General features: G+C 62.8%; 15 protein-coding genes. 5 read left to right on the forward strand and 10 right to left on the reverse strand.

Annotated elements, in window-relative coordinates:
- Position 1: 1 nt before the first annotated feature.
- The 5 genes from hisF to hisB are packed head-to-tail and all read right to left on the reverse strand — an operon-like array spanning position 2 to position 3,732.
- Positions 2 to 763 (reverse strand): imidazole glycerol phosphate synthase subunit HisF, encoded by a 762-nt coding sequence (gene hisF / locus HKD31_RS02820; protein ID WP_194263677.1) that lies wholly within the window; start codon positions 761 to 763, stop codon positions 2 to 4.
- Entirely contained in the window at positions 757 to 2,115 is a 1,359-nt protein-coding gene (hisA, locus tag HKD31_RS02825; RefSeq protein WP_194263676.1) for a 1-(5-phosphoribosyl)-5-[(5-phosphoribosylamino)methylideneamino]imidazole-4-carboxamide isomerase, read from the reverse strand. Before hisA ends, hisF begins: the two co-directional genes overlap by 7 nt.
- Complete coding sequence (gene hisH / locus HKD31_RS02830) at positions 2,112 to 2,750, reverse strand: imidazole glycerol phosphate synthase subunit HisH (protein WP_194263675.1); 639 nt, start codon at positions 2,748 to 2,750, stop codon at positions 2,112 to 2,114. The genes hisA and hisH overlap by 4 nt, the downstream gene beginning before the upstream one ends.
- Positions 2,735 to 3,091: a hypothetical protein gene (locus tag HKD31_RS02835; RefSeq protein WP_228120131.1), complete on the reverse strand. Its 357-nt coding sequence runs from the start codon at positions 3,089 to 3,091 to the stop codon at positions 2,735 to 2,737. Before HKD31_RS02835 ends, hisH begins: the two co-directional genes overlap by 16 nt.
- A gap of 44 nt (positions 3,092 to 3,135) precedes the next feature.
- On the reverse strand, positions 3,136 to 3,732 hold the full coding sequence (hisB, locus tag HKD31_RS02840; protein ID WP_062495967.1) for an imidazoleglycerol-phosphate dehydratase HisB: 597 nt from the start codon (positions 3,730 to 3,732) through the stop codon (positions 3,136 to 3,138).
- Positions 3,733 to 3,942: 210 nt separating this feature from the next.
- Here hisB and HKD31_RS02845 point away from each other — a divergent pair, with 210 nt between their 5' ends.
- Genes HKD31_RS02845 through HKD31_RS02855 form a run of 3 tightly spaced genes read left to right on the forward strand, consistent with a single transcriptional unit; the run spans position 3,943 to position 6,789 of the window.
- Positions 3,943 to 4,545, forward strand: a complete 603-nt coding sequence (locus HKD31_RS02845; RefSeq protein WP_194263673.1) for a nitroreductase family protein — start codon at positions 3,943 to 3,945, stop codon at positions 4,543 to 4,545.
- 4 nt (positions 4,546 to 4,549) lie between these two features.
- Complete coding sequence (gene ubiM, locus HKD31_RS02850; protein ID WP_194264074.1) at positions 4,550 to 5,734, forward strand: 5-demethoxyubiquinol-8 5-hydroxylase UbiM; 1,185 nt, start codon at positions 4,550 to 4,552, stop codon at positions 5,732 to 5,734.
- 41 nt (positions 5,735 to 5,775) lie between these two features.
- Positions 5,776 to 6,789: a zinc-binding alcohol dehydrogenase family protein gene (locus HKD31_RS02855; protein ID WP_194263672.1), complete on the forward strand. Its 1,014-nt coding sequence runs from the start codon at positions 5,776 to 5,778 to the stop codon at positions 6,787 to 6,789.
- 32 nt (positions 6,790 to 6,821) lie between these two features.
- Here the strand turns inward: HKD31_RS02855 and HKD31_RS02860 are convergent, their stop codons facing one another.
- The 3 genes from HKD31_RS02860 to HKD31_RS02870 all read right to left on the reverse strand — a co-directional run bounded on the left by HKD31_RS02860 (position 6,822) and on the right by HKD31_RS02870 (position 11,062).
- On the reverse strand, positions 6,822 to 7,307 hold the full coding sequence (locus HKD31_RS02860) for a hypothetical protein (protein ID WP_194263671.1): 486 nt from the start codon (positions 7,305 to 7,307) through the stop codon (positions 6,822 to 6,824).
- A gap of 94 nt (positions 7,308 to 7,401) precedes the next feature.
- Complete coding sequence (locus HKD31_RS02865; RefSeq protein ID WP_194263670.1) at positions 7,402 to 9,825, reverse strand: DUF3772 domain-containing protein; 2,424 nt, start codon at positions 9,823 to 9,825, stop codon at positions 7,402 to 7,404.
- A gap of 163 nt (positions 9,826 to 9,988) precedes the next feature.
- Entirely contained in the window at positions 9,989 to 11,062 is a 1,074-nt protein-coding gene (locus HKD31_RS02870) for a quinone-dependent dihydroorotate dehydrogenase (RefSeq protein WP_062495975.1), read from the reverse strand.
- Positions 11,063 to 11,186: 124 nt separating this feature from the next.
- Between HKD31_RS02870 and HKD31_RS02875 the strand changes: the two genes are divergently transcribed.
- Positions 11,187 to 11,426 carry a hypothetical protein gene (locus HKD31_RS02875; protein WP_062495977.1) on the forward strand — a complete coding sequence of 80 codons (240 nt, stop codon included), beginning with the start codon at positions 11,187 to 11,189 and terminating at the stop codon, positions 11,424 to 11,426.
- Between the two features lie 3 nt (positions 11,427 to 11,429).
- On the opposite strand, the gene HKD31_RS02880 is transcribed toward HKD31_RS02875, so the two are convergent.
- Together HKD31_RS02880 and HKD31_RS02885 are read right to left on the reverse strand one after the other, a co-directional pair.
- A complete protein-coding gene (locus HKD31_RS02880) occupies positions 11,430 to 12,281 on the reverse strand; it encodes a sugar phosphate isomerase/epimerase family protein (protein WP_194263669.1) in 852 nt (283 codons plus the stop codon).
- A gap of 4 nt (positions 12,282 to 12,285) precedes the next feature.
- Positions 12,286 to 13,095: an alpha/beta fold hydrolase gene (locus HKD31_RS02885; protein ID WP_194263668.1), complete on the reverse strand. Its 810-nt coding sequence runs from the start codon at positions 13,093 to 13,095 to the stop codon at positions 12,286 to 12,288.
- Positions 13,096 to 13,225: 130 nt separating this feature from the next.
- On the opposite strand from HKD31_RS02885, the gene dusB reads away from it, so the two are divergent.
- Positions 13,226 to 14,341 carry a tRNA dihydrouridine synthase DusB gene (gene dusB / locus HKD31_RS02890; RefSeq protein ID WP_194263667.1) on the forward strand — a complete coding sequence of 372 codons (1,116 nt, stop codon included), beginning with the start codon at positions 13,226 to 13,228 and terminating at the stop codon, positions 14,339 to 14,341.
- The last annotated feature ends 16 nt before the right edge of the window (positions 14,342 to 14,357 follow it).

The raw sequence follows: 14,357 nt of genomic DNA on the forward strand, positions 1-14,357 counted from the left end.
CTTACTCTCCAAGCCTGACCGGCAGTCCGGCCTTGTTCAGCGCGTTCTTGACTTCATCGATACGGAACTGGCCGAAGTGGAACACACTTGCCGCCAGAAGGCCACTTGCGCCGACTTCCGCGCCTTCCACGAAATGCTGCAGTTCGCCCACACCTCCCGAGGCCACGACAGGTACCGTAACAGCGCCACAGACTGCGCGCAGCAGATCCAGATCAAAGCCTGCACGCGTGCCGTCGCGGTCCATGCTGGTCAGCAGGATTTCGCCCGCTCCCAGATCCTGCATTTTCCGTGCCCATTCCACGACGTCCAGACCCGTGGGCTCGCGGCCGCCCTTGGCATAGACTTCCCAGCCGCCCTTGCCGTCGGAACGGGCATCAATGGCGACAACGATGCACTGGCTGCCAAAGCGTTCGGACGCTTCGCGGATCAGGCTGGGGTTTTTGATGGCGGCGGAATTGACGGCGCATTTGTCCGCACCGGCCAGAAGCAGGCGGCGCATGTCTTCGCAGGTGCGGACACCGCCGCCGACAGTCAGAGGCAGGCAGATGGCTTCGGCCGTGCGGCGGACGACATCGAGGATGGTGTCGCGGTTTTCGACACTGGCCGTGATGTCGAGAAAGGTGAGTTCATCGGCACCGGCGGCGTCATAAAGCTTGGCCTGCTCGACCGGATCGCCAGCATCGCGCAGGGAGACGAAGTTCACTCCTTTGACGACGCGGCCATCCTTGACGTCCAGACAGGGAATAACGCGGAGTTTCAGCATGAGCCGAGGACGTCCAGAGCGTCTTTGAGCTTGATACGGCCATCATACAGGGCACGGCCGACGATGGCGCCGGAAATGCCCGGAACGTCGCGAGCGACATCGCGAAGGGCCTTGAGATGCTCCAGACTGCCCACGCCACCGCTGGCAATGACAGGGATAGAAAGACGACGGGCCATGTCCGCAGTCTGTTCAAGGTCCAGTCCGGCCAGCATGCCGTCCCGGGTGATTTCGGTGAAGATCACGGCCGCAACACCGGCATCTTCCATGCGCAGGGCGAGATCGTTGGCTTCGAGTTCGGACACTTCGGCCCAGCCTTCCGTCGCGACACGCCCCTGTCGGGCGTCAATACCGGCGACGATCCGACCCGGGAAGGCGCGGGCGGCCTGACGGACCAGTTCGGGGTCCTTGACTGCCACAGAGCCGAGAATGACGCGTGAGACGCCAGCTTCAAGCCAGCGTTCAATGGCGGCCATGTCCCGGATGCCACCACCGAGCTGCACGGGCAGGTTCGTGGCTTTCACGATGGATTCAATGGCCGGAATGTTGGTGGAACGACCGGCAAAGGCGCCGTTCAGGTCCACGACATGCAGGTGACGGCAGCCGGCTTCCGCGAACAGCTTGGCCTGTGCACCGGGATCATCGGAATAATGGGTGGCATCTTCCATTTCCCCACGACGCAGACGGACGCAAGCGCCGTCCTTGAGGTCGATTGCCGGGTAGAGCGTCAGGCCATGTGCCGGCGCGTTGGCTTTCGGTTCAGGAGCCGTGCTTGAAGCCGAGCCGCTGGCGTCAGGCATGGCGATGTTGGACTGCCAGCGGGCGGCCTCATTCTCGTTTGCCAGAAGTTTCGAGAGAAAAAGTCCGCGCACCGTCTGCCCTCCGATCCGTGCATAATAGGGATGGGTCCCCCAGTGTTCGAATTCGAACGACCGGAACAGCCCGATAGCGGCGACATGCGTTTCGCGGATGTCGCAGTTTACAACCTTGCAGCCAATGGCCTTCGCGCCCTTGAGCATGGCTTCCAGCAGCGCGCGTCCCAGACCGCGGCCACGGGCATAGGGGGCCACGAAAAAGCCGGTCAGATTGGCGGTGGCGGCATGGGCTTCATAACTCGCCGGGGGACGCACGAGCTGCCCCGCGCCGCAGATCACGCCGTTCTCACGCACCACATAGAAGCTACGCTCCGGCACCAGCAGCAGGCCTTCGAAATAGCGGGCCAGAGCCTGATGGCCGGGAGGCTGGAGCCAGCCGAAGCCGCCGCCGTCCAGAATGCCGGCGGACGTGGCTTCGATCAGCGCGTCCAGATCTTCGGGCGGAAGCGGCGAGACGACGCGTTCACAGGTGATGGTCATGAGGTCCACCGCAGGAAATTGCCGAGGATCGTCAGGCCGACATCCTGGCTCTTTTCAACGTGGAACTGCGTGCCGCAGCGGTTGCCGCGTGCGACGATGGCCGGAACCTGCGTGCCATATTGCGCGGTTGCGACCAGATCGCTGTCCGCACCGTCATGCAGCGCATAGGAATGGACGAAATAGCCGTGATTGCCGGGTGTGAGGCCATCCGTCAGCAGATGCGCACCGGGCGTGAAGTCGAGTGTGTTCCAGCCCATGTGCGGCAGGCGCAGGCCGGCACTGGCGGCTTCGTCCATGCGGCGGATATTGCCCGAAATCCAGCCCAGACCCTCAGTGCGGCCATGTTCGAGACCGTATTCGCACATAAGCTGCATGCCGACGCAGATGCCGAGAAACGGTGTGCCATTGGCAGTGGCGGTTTCGAGCATGTTGCGCAGTTCGGGGCCAAGGCCTTGTGCGCAGTCGGCGAAAGCGCCCTGTCCGGGGAGGATCAGGCGGTCGGCATTCAGGATGTCGGTCGCGTCGCGGGAGATGACGACGTCGGCTTCAATCCCCTTGCGGGTAGCGGCCTTGCGGGCTGCCTGTGCGGCCGAGGCGAGATTGCCGCCATTGTAGTCAATTACGACGACGCGCATGGAAACTCCGGAGATGTGCTGCCGTAAGGGGCGGCGTAGTGCTGCTGGTCCATCCAGCGCAGGAGAGCGATGTCCCGGCTGGGGGCTGCGATCGGCGTGCCGGTAACGCGGCCGTTCAGTCGCTGTTCCCACAGGCGGATCTCAGCCGTGAAGCTGGCAAGAACGGCATGGATGGCTACAATCAGGTCAAGCCGGGACCAGAAACCCATGAAAATATGCAGCGTGATCATGGTGGCGGCTGCGGCCAGCAGGGCGGAGATCCATGCGCCGTAGGTCAGAAGGCCAAACCAGCCAAAGAACAGGACGCGCCATGAAAATCCGTCCTGCACCATAACGGGCATCTGCGGTTCCGCGGCGTCCGGTTTCGTGCAGGGAATATAAAGCTTCACAGCACGCCTTTGGTGGAGGGGATGGCACCAGCCGAGCGGGGATCGTGCGAAACAGCGACCTTCAGGGCGCGGGCAACGGCCTTGAAGCCGCTTTCGGCGATGTGGTGAGCGTTGGTGCCGGCTTTGCAGGTCAGGTGCAGGGCGATATGGGCGGACATGGCGAAGGCGCGGAAGAACTCTTCGAACAGTTCCGTGTCCATCGTGCCGATCTTCTCGCGCGGAAAGACGACGTTCCAGGCAAGGTAGGGTCGGCCGGAAATATCAACGACCGCCTCACACAGGGCTTCGTCCAGCGGCACGAGGGCATGGCCGAAACGCTCGATACCACGCTTGTCGCCAATGGCCTGACGGAAGGCCTGCCCGAAGACGATGCCGACATCCTCGACCGTATGATGGCCATCAATATGCAGGTCGCCCTTGGCTTTCAGCTCAAGGTCAAAACCACCATGCCTGGCGAGTGCCGTTAGCATGTGGTCGAAGAAACCGATGCCGCTGTCCACGTCGGAGCGGCCCTGGCCGTCGAGTGTGAGGGCAAGGGTGATGTCGGTTTCGCTGGTGGCGCGATGCAGGCGGGCGTGGCGGCTTTCGTTCATGTTCTTCCTGCTACACCAGCACGACGCGGATTTCCACGCTGTCTGGCAAAGATGTCTGCAAAATACGTTGGCAGACAGGGAGAAAATCCGGGATGGAGAGGATGCCGAACCATATCGACCGGCATGAGGGAGCGTCACTATTCCTTGAGAATGGCGGAGTCTGGAAATTGCCCTTGGCGGAGAGAGGAGATCGGGCCATATTTCCTGATTATGGCACATCATCATTCCCCCCTCGACGTCCTTCTCTCCCGCGCTTCGACGGACCATCTCGTCGAGCCCCCGCCGAAGGGGGATGAGCTCCGAACCATCCTGTCCGCTGGCCTGCGGGCTCCGGATCACGGCAAGATGCGCCCCTGGCGCTATACGGTGATCAAGGGGAAGCACCGCGAGGCGTTTGCCGATCTCGTGGTGGAAGCGATGGGTCGGCAGGAGCCTGACGCGCCAGAAGCCAAGAAGACCAAGCGCCATCACCGCTTTGCCAACATGCCGATGATCATTGCTCTGGGCATGCATCTGCAGCCGGAGGGGAAGATCCCGGTGATCGAGCAGGAAATGGCTGTGGCGGCAGGGGCGATGAACGTCCTGAACGCGCTGCATGCTGCCGGATTCGGCGGCATGTGGGTAACGGGGCCGTTCTGTGAGGACCGCGTGCTTCTTGAGGCGCTGGGTCTGCCCGAGCCGCATCGTCTGGCCGGTTTCCTGTTCGTCGGAACGCCTGCCAAGCATTCGGACGAGCGCAAGCGGCCCGAGATCGATGATTACATGGCCGTCTGGAAAGGGGATGCCATCACGTTCGCCGCGGACGCCGGTTGAGCTGATGCGTTACGACGTCATTGTTGCGGGCGGCGGCCCTGTCGGTCTGGCCTGCGCTATTTCGCTTGGACGCGACGGGCGGAAAGCCTGTGTGGTCGAGCGGTCGCCGATGGACGTGCTGGCTGATCCTCCGTTTGATGGTCGTGAAATCGCGCTGACGCATCATGCATCGGAATGGCTGAAGAGTGTCGGCGCGTGGGATGAGATCCCCGCCGGTAATGTCTGCCCGATGTACACGGCGCGCATTGAGACAGGAAAGTCCGGCAGCCCGCCGCTTCTGTTCGATGCACCTTCCGATGGCCCCGATGCACTGGGACACATGGTGGCGAACCACCTGATCCGCCGTGCCCTGTATCGTGTCGCTTTGCGGACGCCGGGCGTTGACGTCCGGGCCGGGGAAGGCATTGCCAGTTCGTGGCATGATACCCGATCGGCTGGTGTTGTATTGGCAAATGGGAAGCGGATCGAGGCGGATCTTCTGGTTGCGGCGGATGGGCGGTTTTCGCGCCTGCGGGCCGAAGCGGAGATTGGTGCGATCGTGCATGATTTCCAGCGCAACATCATGGTCTGCCGCATGCGGCACCCGGAGCCTCATGCCAATACGGCGCTTCAGTGGTTTGACGAAGGACAGACGATTGCCCTTCTGCCCGTCGCACCTGACGACCGGCCGGGATCATGCTCGTCGCTGGTTCTGACGCTGGAGCCGGATGAAATCGCGCGCCTCAAGGCGCTTGATGGCAAGGCTTTCAGCGAGGACATCACGGCCCGGACGCAGGGACGTATGGGGCAGATGACGCTGGAAAGCGCACGCTGCGTCTATCCACTCAAGGCGGTCTATGCGCACCGTTTCCAGGCGCCCCGTCTGGCGCTGATTGGTGATGCGGCCGTTGGCATGCATCCGATTACGGCGCACGGGTTCAATCTGGGCCTGAAGGGGCAGGAAGTTCTGGCCCGGGCGATTGCCGATGGTCCGGGTGATGCGGGTGATCCGTCCGTTCTGTCGCGTTTCGAACGCACGCATCGCCTGGCAACGGCGCCGCTCTTTGCCGCGACCAATGCGATCGCGACGGTTTATACGCGCGATGAACCACCGTTCCTGATGGCGCGGCGGGCCGGGCTGGCAGTGGCCAACCGTCTGCTGCCATTCAAGGCGGCGGTGACGAACATGCTGATGGACCGTCACGGCTGACCTCTCTGGCAGCGCTCATTCTGGGTTAGGAGATTTCTCCCATGAAGGCTTTCGGGCACAGACGCGCAACCCGCATGGACGACACCGATGCGCTGGTCGAACTCGACATTCCGACCCCTGTTCCGGGGCCGCGGGATGTCGTTGTGGAAATCCGGGCAGTTTCGGTCAATCCTGTCGATACCAAGCTGCGGTCGATGGACCCGCCTGGTGATGAGCCACGGGTTCTGGGATATGACGCGGTCGGAACTGTTGTTGCGACGGGTGGTCAGGTCCGGGGTTTCCGGGCCGGGGATCGCGTTTTCTATGCAGGCACTGCCAACCGGCAGGGGAGCGACGCGCGGTTTCAGGCTGTTGATGAACGCCTGATCGCGCTGGCTCCGAAAAGCCTGTCCGATGCCGAAACCGCAGCCTTGCCGTTGACTGCGCTTACGGCCTGGGAATTGCTGTTCGACCGGCTGGGCGTCCGGCTGGGTGAGATGGACAATCCGGATGCGATCATGATCATCGGCGGTGCCGGTGGCGTGGGTTCGATCCTGACGCAGATCGCGCGCCGTCTGACGGGGCTGACGGTCATTGCTACGGCATCGCGTCCGGAGACGATGGACTGGTGCCGTGAGATGGGCGCCCACCACGTCATCGATCATCGTCGGCCGCTCGATCAGGAACTGGCACGGATCGGAATTCCGCAGGTGCGCTATGTGGCTGGTCTGACCGCATCCGGCGAGCACAGGGATGCAATCGTGCGCTCTCTCGCGCCGCAGGGGGCGCTGGCCCTGATCGACGATCCGGGCGAGTTCGACATCATGCCCTTCAAGCGCAAAGCCCTCTCCGTCCATTGGGAATACATGTTCGCACGTCCGATGTTCGAGACGCCGGACATGCCCGCACAGGGCAGGATTCTGGCGCAGGTGGCATCGCTTGTGGATGCCGGTCTTCTGAAGACGACCCTGCATGAGATGCTGGGGCCCATCACCATTGCCAATCTGCGCCGGGCGCATGAACTGCTCGAAAGCGGCAAGGGTATTGGAAAGGCCGTGCTTTGCGGCTTTGAGTAAGAACTGTCAACTGACGGGCGGGATATGGCCCGTCAGTTGAAATGCGCCCGGAGCAGCGGGGTGGACGAGATGCAGAGCATGATCAGTCCGAACAGCGCCATGACCTTGATGACAAAAAAGCAGGCGTGCTGTCGCGCATCTGCGCCAGTGGCCAGCATCATGAACGGATCAGGATCGGGAAAGCCCGTTTTGCTGCCGATCTGGACGAGTTCCAGCGCCCGCTGACGGCTGGCCGCGGCCTGGGCGCGGCGGCGCATCATTTCCGTGCCGGAGATATCAGCCTTTTCGTGCAGGGCTGTGAGATAGAGTTCCAGATCCTCGCGGCGATACGCGATTTTCCCATCCGGTGCCTGCGTACGTGCCGGTCCCGTGCCGAGCATGGCGAGCAGCTTCATCCGACGTTCCGGCAGCCCGAGATGAACCGCGGCTTCCGCCATCGAGAGCGTCTTGGAGCGGACAGGCAGGTGAAAAACCTGACCCGGCGTCTTGTCTCCGGAAATCTGTGTCGGGGATGGCATCGGTCTGGATCCTGGCCTCTCTGGACGGACTGACCTTAGGACCAGTCCGTCTGGAAATCGAGTATTGCGCGGAGTCCCGGAAAGTATTTTCCGATCAGGCTGTTGTGATGGCGACATCCTCGGCATGGAAACGGCGGAAGACGTCAAAAAGAATGGCGTCCTGCACACTGCCGCCGTCACGGGCCGAGATGAGGGCGACGCTCAGGGTCATGGTCAGACTGTCATCGGCAATCGCGCTCACCCGGACTTTCGGTGATGGCGTGGCGAGCACTTCGTCACGATGGGCCGCGACTTCCAGCAGCATGGCCTTTGCCTTCTCGGGATCCGTCGTCAGCGGGATCTTGAACGTCAGGGTCAGGACGCCGGTGGCACCGCTCAGCGTCGCGTTCTTGATGCTGGTCGTGATGAACTGGGAGTTCGGGACGATCATGGTCGAGCCATCGCTCAGGCCGATATCGGTAGCGCGGATGCTGATGCGTTTGACGTCACCGCGCGTGCCGGCGATTTCGACCATATCGCCGACGCGAACGGGGCGTTCGGCCATCAGGATCACGCCGGAGACGAAGTTCTGCACGATGGATTGCAGGCCGAAACCGATACCGACCGAGAGCGCGCTGACCACCCAGGTCAGGTTCTGGACCGAGACACCCGCGATGGACAGGATGCCGAGACCGACGAGGATCCAGGCGCAGTAGGTGAAGATGCTGAGGATTGAGGTGCGACTGCCGATATCGAGGCGCGTGGTAGGGAAGAAGCGGTCCCGTAGCCAGCCGCGCGTCTGACGGATCGCGTAATAGGCCACCACCAGCAGAACGATGGCCAGCACCACGGTATCGAGCGAGATCTTCACACCGTGGATAGTATTGCCGACGAACAGCAGCCAGAGTCGGTTCGTGATGTCAGCGACGCTGAAGCTGCCATCCGTCTGTGCGATGGAGAACAGGAGCAGCAGGAGCAGGACGTTGCCGAGCCCCGAGAGGATCACGCCAATCTGTGACAGGCGGCGCTGCGTCAGGCCGAGCTGGACCAGGCGCAGGCTGAAGAAGCCGCCTTCCGAAAACAGCCGGTCCAGTACGTCGCGCCAGCACAGGCCCAGAAGCGTCACGATGGCAACACCCGTACCCAGCGAGAGCAGCCAGCCATTGAGCGTGAAGGCAAAAGCCACATAGCCCAGCAGGATGGAGATGACCGTCACCGCCAGAAGCAGGCTGGAAACACCCAGCGCGGAAGGTGCGAAGCCACGGGTATCGTTCTGGTTGCCAAGCCTGCGGAACGTGTCCACGGCGCACAGGCCGATGGCGATCGAGAACGCGATTTCCAGCAGAAGCTGAAGTGTCTGGCCAAAGGCGTCCTGAGCCTGAAAGGCCCGCAGCAGGTCCAGCAGAAGGATGCTGATGGCAAGGATCCAGTCCACGCCCCGCAGCGCCTTGCGTTCGCCCGGATTGCCCTGTGCGAGAACGCCGCTGCGCCCGAAAATCGGCAGGCCGGCGCCGATGATGAAGCCACAGACAGGGACGGTCTCGCCAATGATCGCACCGATCGGGCCGCCCCCGTCGGGAAGGGCTGCCGCCGCCCAGATGAACCAGACAAGTGTTGCGAGTAGGGCCTCGAGCGCGCCGTTAAGCGTGATGGCGATGATGCTGCCTGAGAGGGCTTCCTTCACGCTGTCTTCGGTAGCGGGACGGAAATGGGCACCGCAGCGTTTGAGCAGACGTAGAATCAGCGGTGAACTGAGGCCAATGGCCGCGAAGGTGATCGCGCAGCCGATCAGGAGATAGAGCCAGTCGGACAGCACGCCACCGGCATGGAGCGAATAGCGGTTCTCAGCACGCTCGGTAAGGAGCGTGTTCCAGAAGCGCGGGGCGAGGGGCGAGACCGTCCGTTCGGACAGGGCCGCGTGTTGCAGGCGTGTGCGCCGTGCATTGATGGCCGTGTTGAGCTGCTGGGCCTGAAGATTATAGAGCTTGGCCCGCATCAGTGCCGATTTCACGGACTGCGAGTTCTGCTGCATCCGCTGGCGTTGTGCGGTGACGGACGCGTCCTCGTTTTCCGCGGCCTTCGGGCCAAGGATTTTCAGGAAGGATTCGGTGATGCTGTCATAGGACTGGATCTGTGTGACCGCGTCCTGGGTGTTCTGCTGGACCTTCTGGATCTGGGCCGACAGGGCATCGAGTTCGTTATTGCCCGTGTTGACGTCCTTCCGGTTCAGCGTCGCGAAAACCTGCTGCAATACTGCGGCACTGTCATCGAGCTGACGGCTGATGGAGGCGGACACTGCGTTCCAGCCAAGGCCGGAATTGGCGGGATCTGACTGCTGGGTCTTGTCAGCATCTTTGGGCGCGTCCTTGATCGGGGCTGCCGCCGGCTGTGCCGCGGCTGCCAGCGCAGGAGGTGTCGTCACACCTGCGCAGAGCAGACCGAAAGCGAGGAACAGAGCGCCCAGCATGGATCCACAGGTCGTTCCGGGGCGCGGGCTGCGGAGATGTGAAAAGGCGCGCGCGGGAGGCCGTGTGGTCATGCGAAGGTGTTCCGTCCAGTGTCTTGATGGGGTTTTCAACGGCTTGCGGCCGCAGGGGTTCGATTTCCGCCCTGGAGCGCTTCATTGCGCGGGGCGGATGGATACGAAAAGGGCATCTTCCCCCAAAGGGAAAGATGCCCTGAGACGGGAACTTACAGGTCCGTCAGTTCGGCCGGTCAATGCCATGGGCATCGGCGATCGTCTCGAACCCGTCGCGACGCATGGCGTCGAGCAGTTCCGTCTTCATACGGGCCAGGATGCCGGGTCCCTGAAGCACGAAAGACGAATAGATCTGTACCATATCCGCACCCATGCGGATGCGGGCGAGGATGTCTTCGCCGGTCTCGATGCCGCCACACGAAATCAGCGCCAGGCGACCTTTGTTCAGCCCCGAGACGATCCGCAGGACATCCCGGGAACGCGGTGCGAGGGGGCGGCCGGAGAGGCCACCGCTTTCGCGGGCCGCCGGGTCACGCAGGGTTGCAGGACGGGCGATGGTCGTGTTGGTCAGGATCAGGCCCTGCGCACCGCCTTCGATCGCGGCTTCAAGGATCGGCTCGTAGGAGCTGTCATCCAGATCGGGTGCGAGCTTGACCAGAAGCGGCGGGCGCTCCGGATTGCGGGTATTGATGGCGTCCAGAAGCTCTTTCAGCATCGTTGCCGACTGGAGATCCCGCAGACCCGGCGTGTTGGGCGAGGACAGGTTCATCGTGATGTAATCGGCATAGGGGCGCACGCGGGCCACGAGGTCCGGATAGTCGCGCAGCGGGTCGGAGCCGGTCTTGTTGATCCCGATATTCACGCCAAGCGGGACGGTCGGGCCGCGCATCCTGCCATTGGGCATCGGGCGGTGCAGGCGGGCGAGACGACGGCAGAAGCGGTCCACACCGCAGCCATTGAACCCCATGCGATTGATGATCGCGCCGTCCTCGACCAGCCGGAACAGGCGGGGGCCGGGGTTGCCGGGCTGGGGGCGAGGCGTCACGGTTCCGGCCTCGATATGGCCGAAGCCCAGCTTTGCCAGCGGACGGATGGCGCGGGCATCCTTGTCAAACCCGGCGGCCAGGCCGATCGGGTTGGGAAAGCGCAGGCCGAGCGTGCGGGTCGAGAGGGCCGGCACATCCTTTGGCGCCTGGCCGCCAAGGCCGAGGGCAAGGGAGTGAATGGCGAGTTCGTGCGCCGTTTCGGTGTCGAAGCGGTGCAGGAGCGGAGTGACGAGCGTTCCGAGATCGATCATGAGTCGTTTCCATACCCTAATCCGCGGTGTGGCGCATCAGCTTCGCGCGTCTGGCTCACCCCCGGAGTATATCTGATGGCGTTTTGTCTTGGCGGTGGCGCAGGGACGCGATAGACGCGAACTCATGTCCGACGCATCCGCTGCTGAATCCTATGACGAGCCTTATCTGGAGACGTGCTGCCGCTCGACGCTGCACCGGCTTTTGCTGTGTGCGTCGACGGGGCGACCGACAGGGCTGAAAGACCAGCCCTGTCTTGAGCGGCTGGAACGGCTCGGCCTGTCAAAACTGCGCGATGACGGGCGTTTCGTGATCACGCAGGATGGTCTGAAACGGCACCGTCAGGAAATCGGCCCGATTGACTGAAAATCAGGCGTCGCCACGCCAGGCCTGATCCAGCCCCTCCCGGCAGAAGCGGATGACGTCGCCCAGATCACGGTCATAAAGGCTGTCCGGCACGTCTGACGAAAAGATCTCGACCGTGCAGGCGCCACGAAAGCCCGCATCCCATGTGGCATGCAGCATTTCATGAAGCGGAATGCAGCCATCGCCGGGGATCAGGCGGTCGGTCGCGGAATAGGGCGTGCGCCAGTCGCTGACCTGCAGGACGTTGATTTTGCTTCCCGCAGCACGGATAGCCGCGCAGACATCCTTCTGCTGCCAGATGTTCCAGTAATCCAGACACAAACCCATTGCCGGATGGCCGACGCCGTCAATGATGTCCATGGCCTGCTCTATGGTCCAGATGGCGCTTTCGGTGTTCACGGAGGTCGGGTTGAGCGGCTCCAGCGACAGGGAAACACCCAGATCCTCGGCCAGGGGACAGAGCTCCTTCAGGTAACGCACCGTCTCGTCCATGGTACGGCGCATGTTACCCTTGGGTGGCGCGCCGGTATTGGTCACAAAGACGCTGCCGGGGACATGAGGTGCGAGCGTTTTCAGGCTTTGGGCAAGACGTTTGACGCGGGCTTCAGTCGCTTCAGGTTCGGGGACCATCGCGCTTCCGAAGAAGGTCCGTACCAGCGGCTGGACCGCACTGACACTCAGCCCGCTCTCCCTGACGAGGCGCATCTGCTCCTCAATGCGGTCCGGATCGAGCTTGGCTTCACAGATCTCGATCGCATCCACGCCGAGGTCGCGGTAACGCGCCACGTCTTCCTCGAACGACCAGGGCTGGGTCGTGAATTCGTTCATGCCGAAAGGGAAGGGGAGTTTCGTCATGGGATCACCTCTTCAGGAAGTCGAGAACGGTGCGGTTGAACTTTTCGGTCTCGTCGAGAAAGACCATGTGCGCGCTGTCCTCGAATTCCACGCCGGTGCAGTTGGGCATGTGCTGCGCCACCCAGGCGGGGCCGTCCGGATTCAGAACTTTGTCCTTGCGGGCGATCATCATGAGGGCGGGGAGCGTGAAGCGGGGCAGGACGTCGCGCCAGTCCTGAGTGGTGTGGTCCGCCATCATTGCGCTTCGGGCATGAGCGGGACTTTGCGCCATTTCCCGGAGCAGGAGCGCTTTCTCGTCTTCGGGCAGGGGGTGGCAGATGCAGCTTTCCAGATTGCCTCTGTCGAACTCGTCCGGCGTCAGGGTGAGCTGCTGCTGCACGGCTGTCAGCCCGGCCTGATCGAAACAGGCGGCGTGGCCGAGCTTCCAGTCAGCCGAATAATACTGCTTCGGGGTCTGCTGGACGAAAATGGCGTTGCGGATGCGCTCTGACCCGAACAGCTCCAGATACGACCAGATGATGGGGCAGCCGATCGACCAGCCCAGAACCGTCACGTCCTGAAGGTTCAGCGCGACCAGAAGATCCCGCAGATCGGCGGCCAGACGGGAAATCCGATAGCCATGCTGCGGCTTTTCGGAACGTCCGTGTCCCCGCAGGTCCACGGTGATGACGCGGGCCTGTTCCGAGATCGGCCCGACATTGCGGTGGAAGAAGCGTCCCGAGAACGTCCAGCCATGAAGCATGACGAGAGGGCGTCCGTGTCCCTGTTCCTCGTAATGGATACGTGTTCCGTCGCTGGTCGTGATGTGCGGCATGCTCTTCTCCATGAAGGGATGGTGGAAGTGGCGTGAAGACTGTCGGAGGAATAGCGCACGGACAGGGGGCGGGGTTGCGTGCAAAGGAGCGTTTGCGCTTGCGGAGACGGGCCGCTAAATTGATCCTGCCATGACTGCTTCCGCTCCTTCCGCCGCCCCTGATGCGCCTGCCGCAGCACCCCCGAACCGTGTCCTGAAACCCATCGACCTGGGGCAGGGCGTAGTGATCGAGGAACCGGTGATCCTTGCTCCGCTTTCGGGTGTCACGGATCTGCCGTTCCGTCAGCTTGCCCGCGATCTCGGGGCAGGGCTGGTCGTGTCGGAAATGATCGCCTCCTGGGCGATGATCCGCGAGAATGAAAACACCATGCGCATGGCGCGGATGGCCGAGCGCGGGCCGAATGCGGTCCAGCTTGCCGGATGTGATCCCGAGGCCATGGCGCAGGCTGCGAAGATTTCGGTGGATGGGGGCGCGAACCTCATCGACATCAATTTCGGCTGCCCGGTGAAGAAAGTCGCGATTGGGCAGATGGCCGGATCGGCGCTGATGCGGGACGAGGTTCTGGCCGGAAAGTTGCTCGAAGCGACCGCACGGGCCGTGAATGTGCCCGTGACACTCAAGATGCGCATGGGCTGGGACCACAATTCGCTCAATGCGCCGCGTCTGGCGAAAATCGCGGAAGAGAGCGGCATCCGGCTTGTGACGGTTCACGGTCGCACGCGGCAGATGTTTTATAACGGTACGGCGGACTGGCGTTTCGTCAAAACGGTGAAGGATGCGGTGTCGCTGCCAGTCATTGTCAATGGCGATATCAACACCATCCGCGACGCACGTGAGGCGCTGCATCAGTCTCAGGCCGATGGCGTCATGATCGGGCGCGGCTGTTACGGGCGGCCCTGGTTCACGGCGCAGGTGGCGCAGTCCCTGCGGACCGGCGAGGATGTGCCTGACCCGGATCTGGCGACCGAAAAGGAAATCGCCTTGCGGCATTACCGGATGATGCTTGATCATTTCGGTGAGCGGCCGGGCCTGCGTCTCGCGCGCAAGCATGTGTCCTGGTACTCCGCCGGGCTGCCGGGGTCTGCGACGTTCCGCTCCACCATCAATGGTGTGGAAAGCGCCGCCGAGGCCATCGCTCTGCTAACTGCGTTCTACGATCGCCATATCGACGCCGGTGTCGTGCGCAACCGTGAGGCCGGCCCCACGGGCAGTCTGAGCCGCGACGGCACGCGTGAAGCGGCCTGAGGGTGTGAGCCGGCCA

The organism is Gluconobacter potus (assembly GCF_015244705.1).
Classification (GTDB): Bacteria; Pseudomonadota; Alphaproteobacteria; order Acetobacterales; family Acetobacteraceae; genus Gluconobacter; species Gluconobacter potus.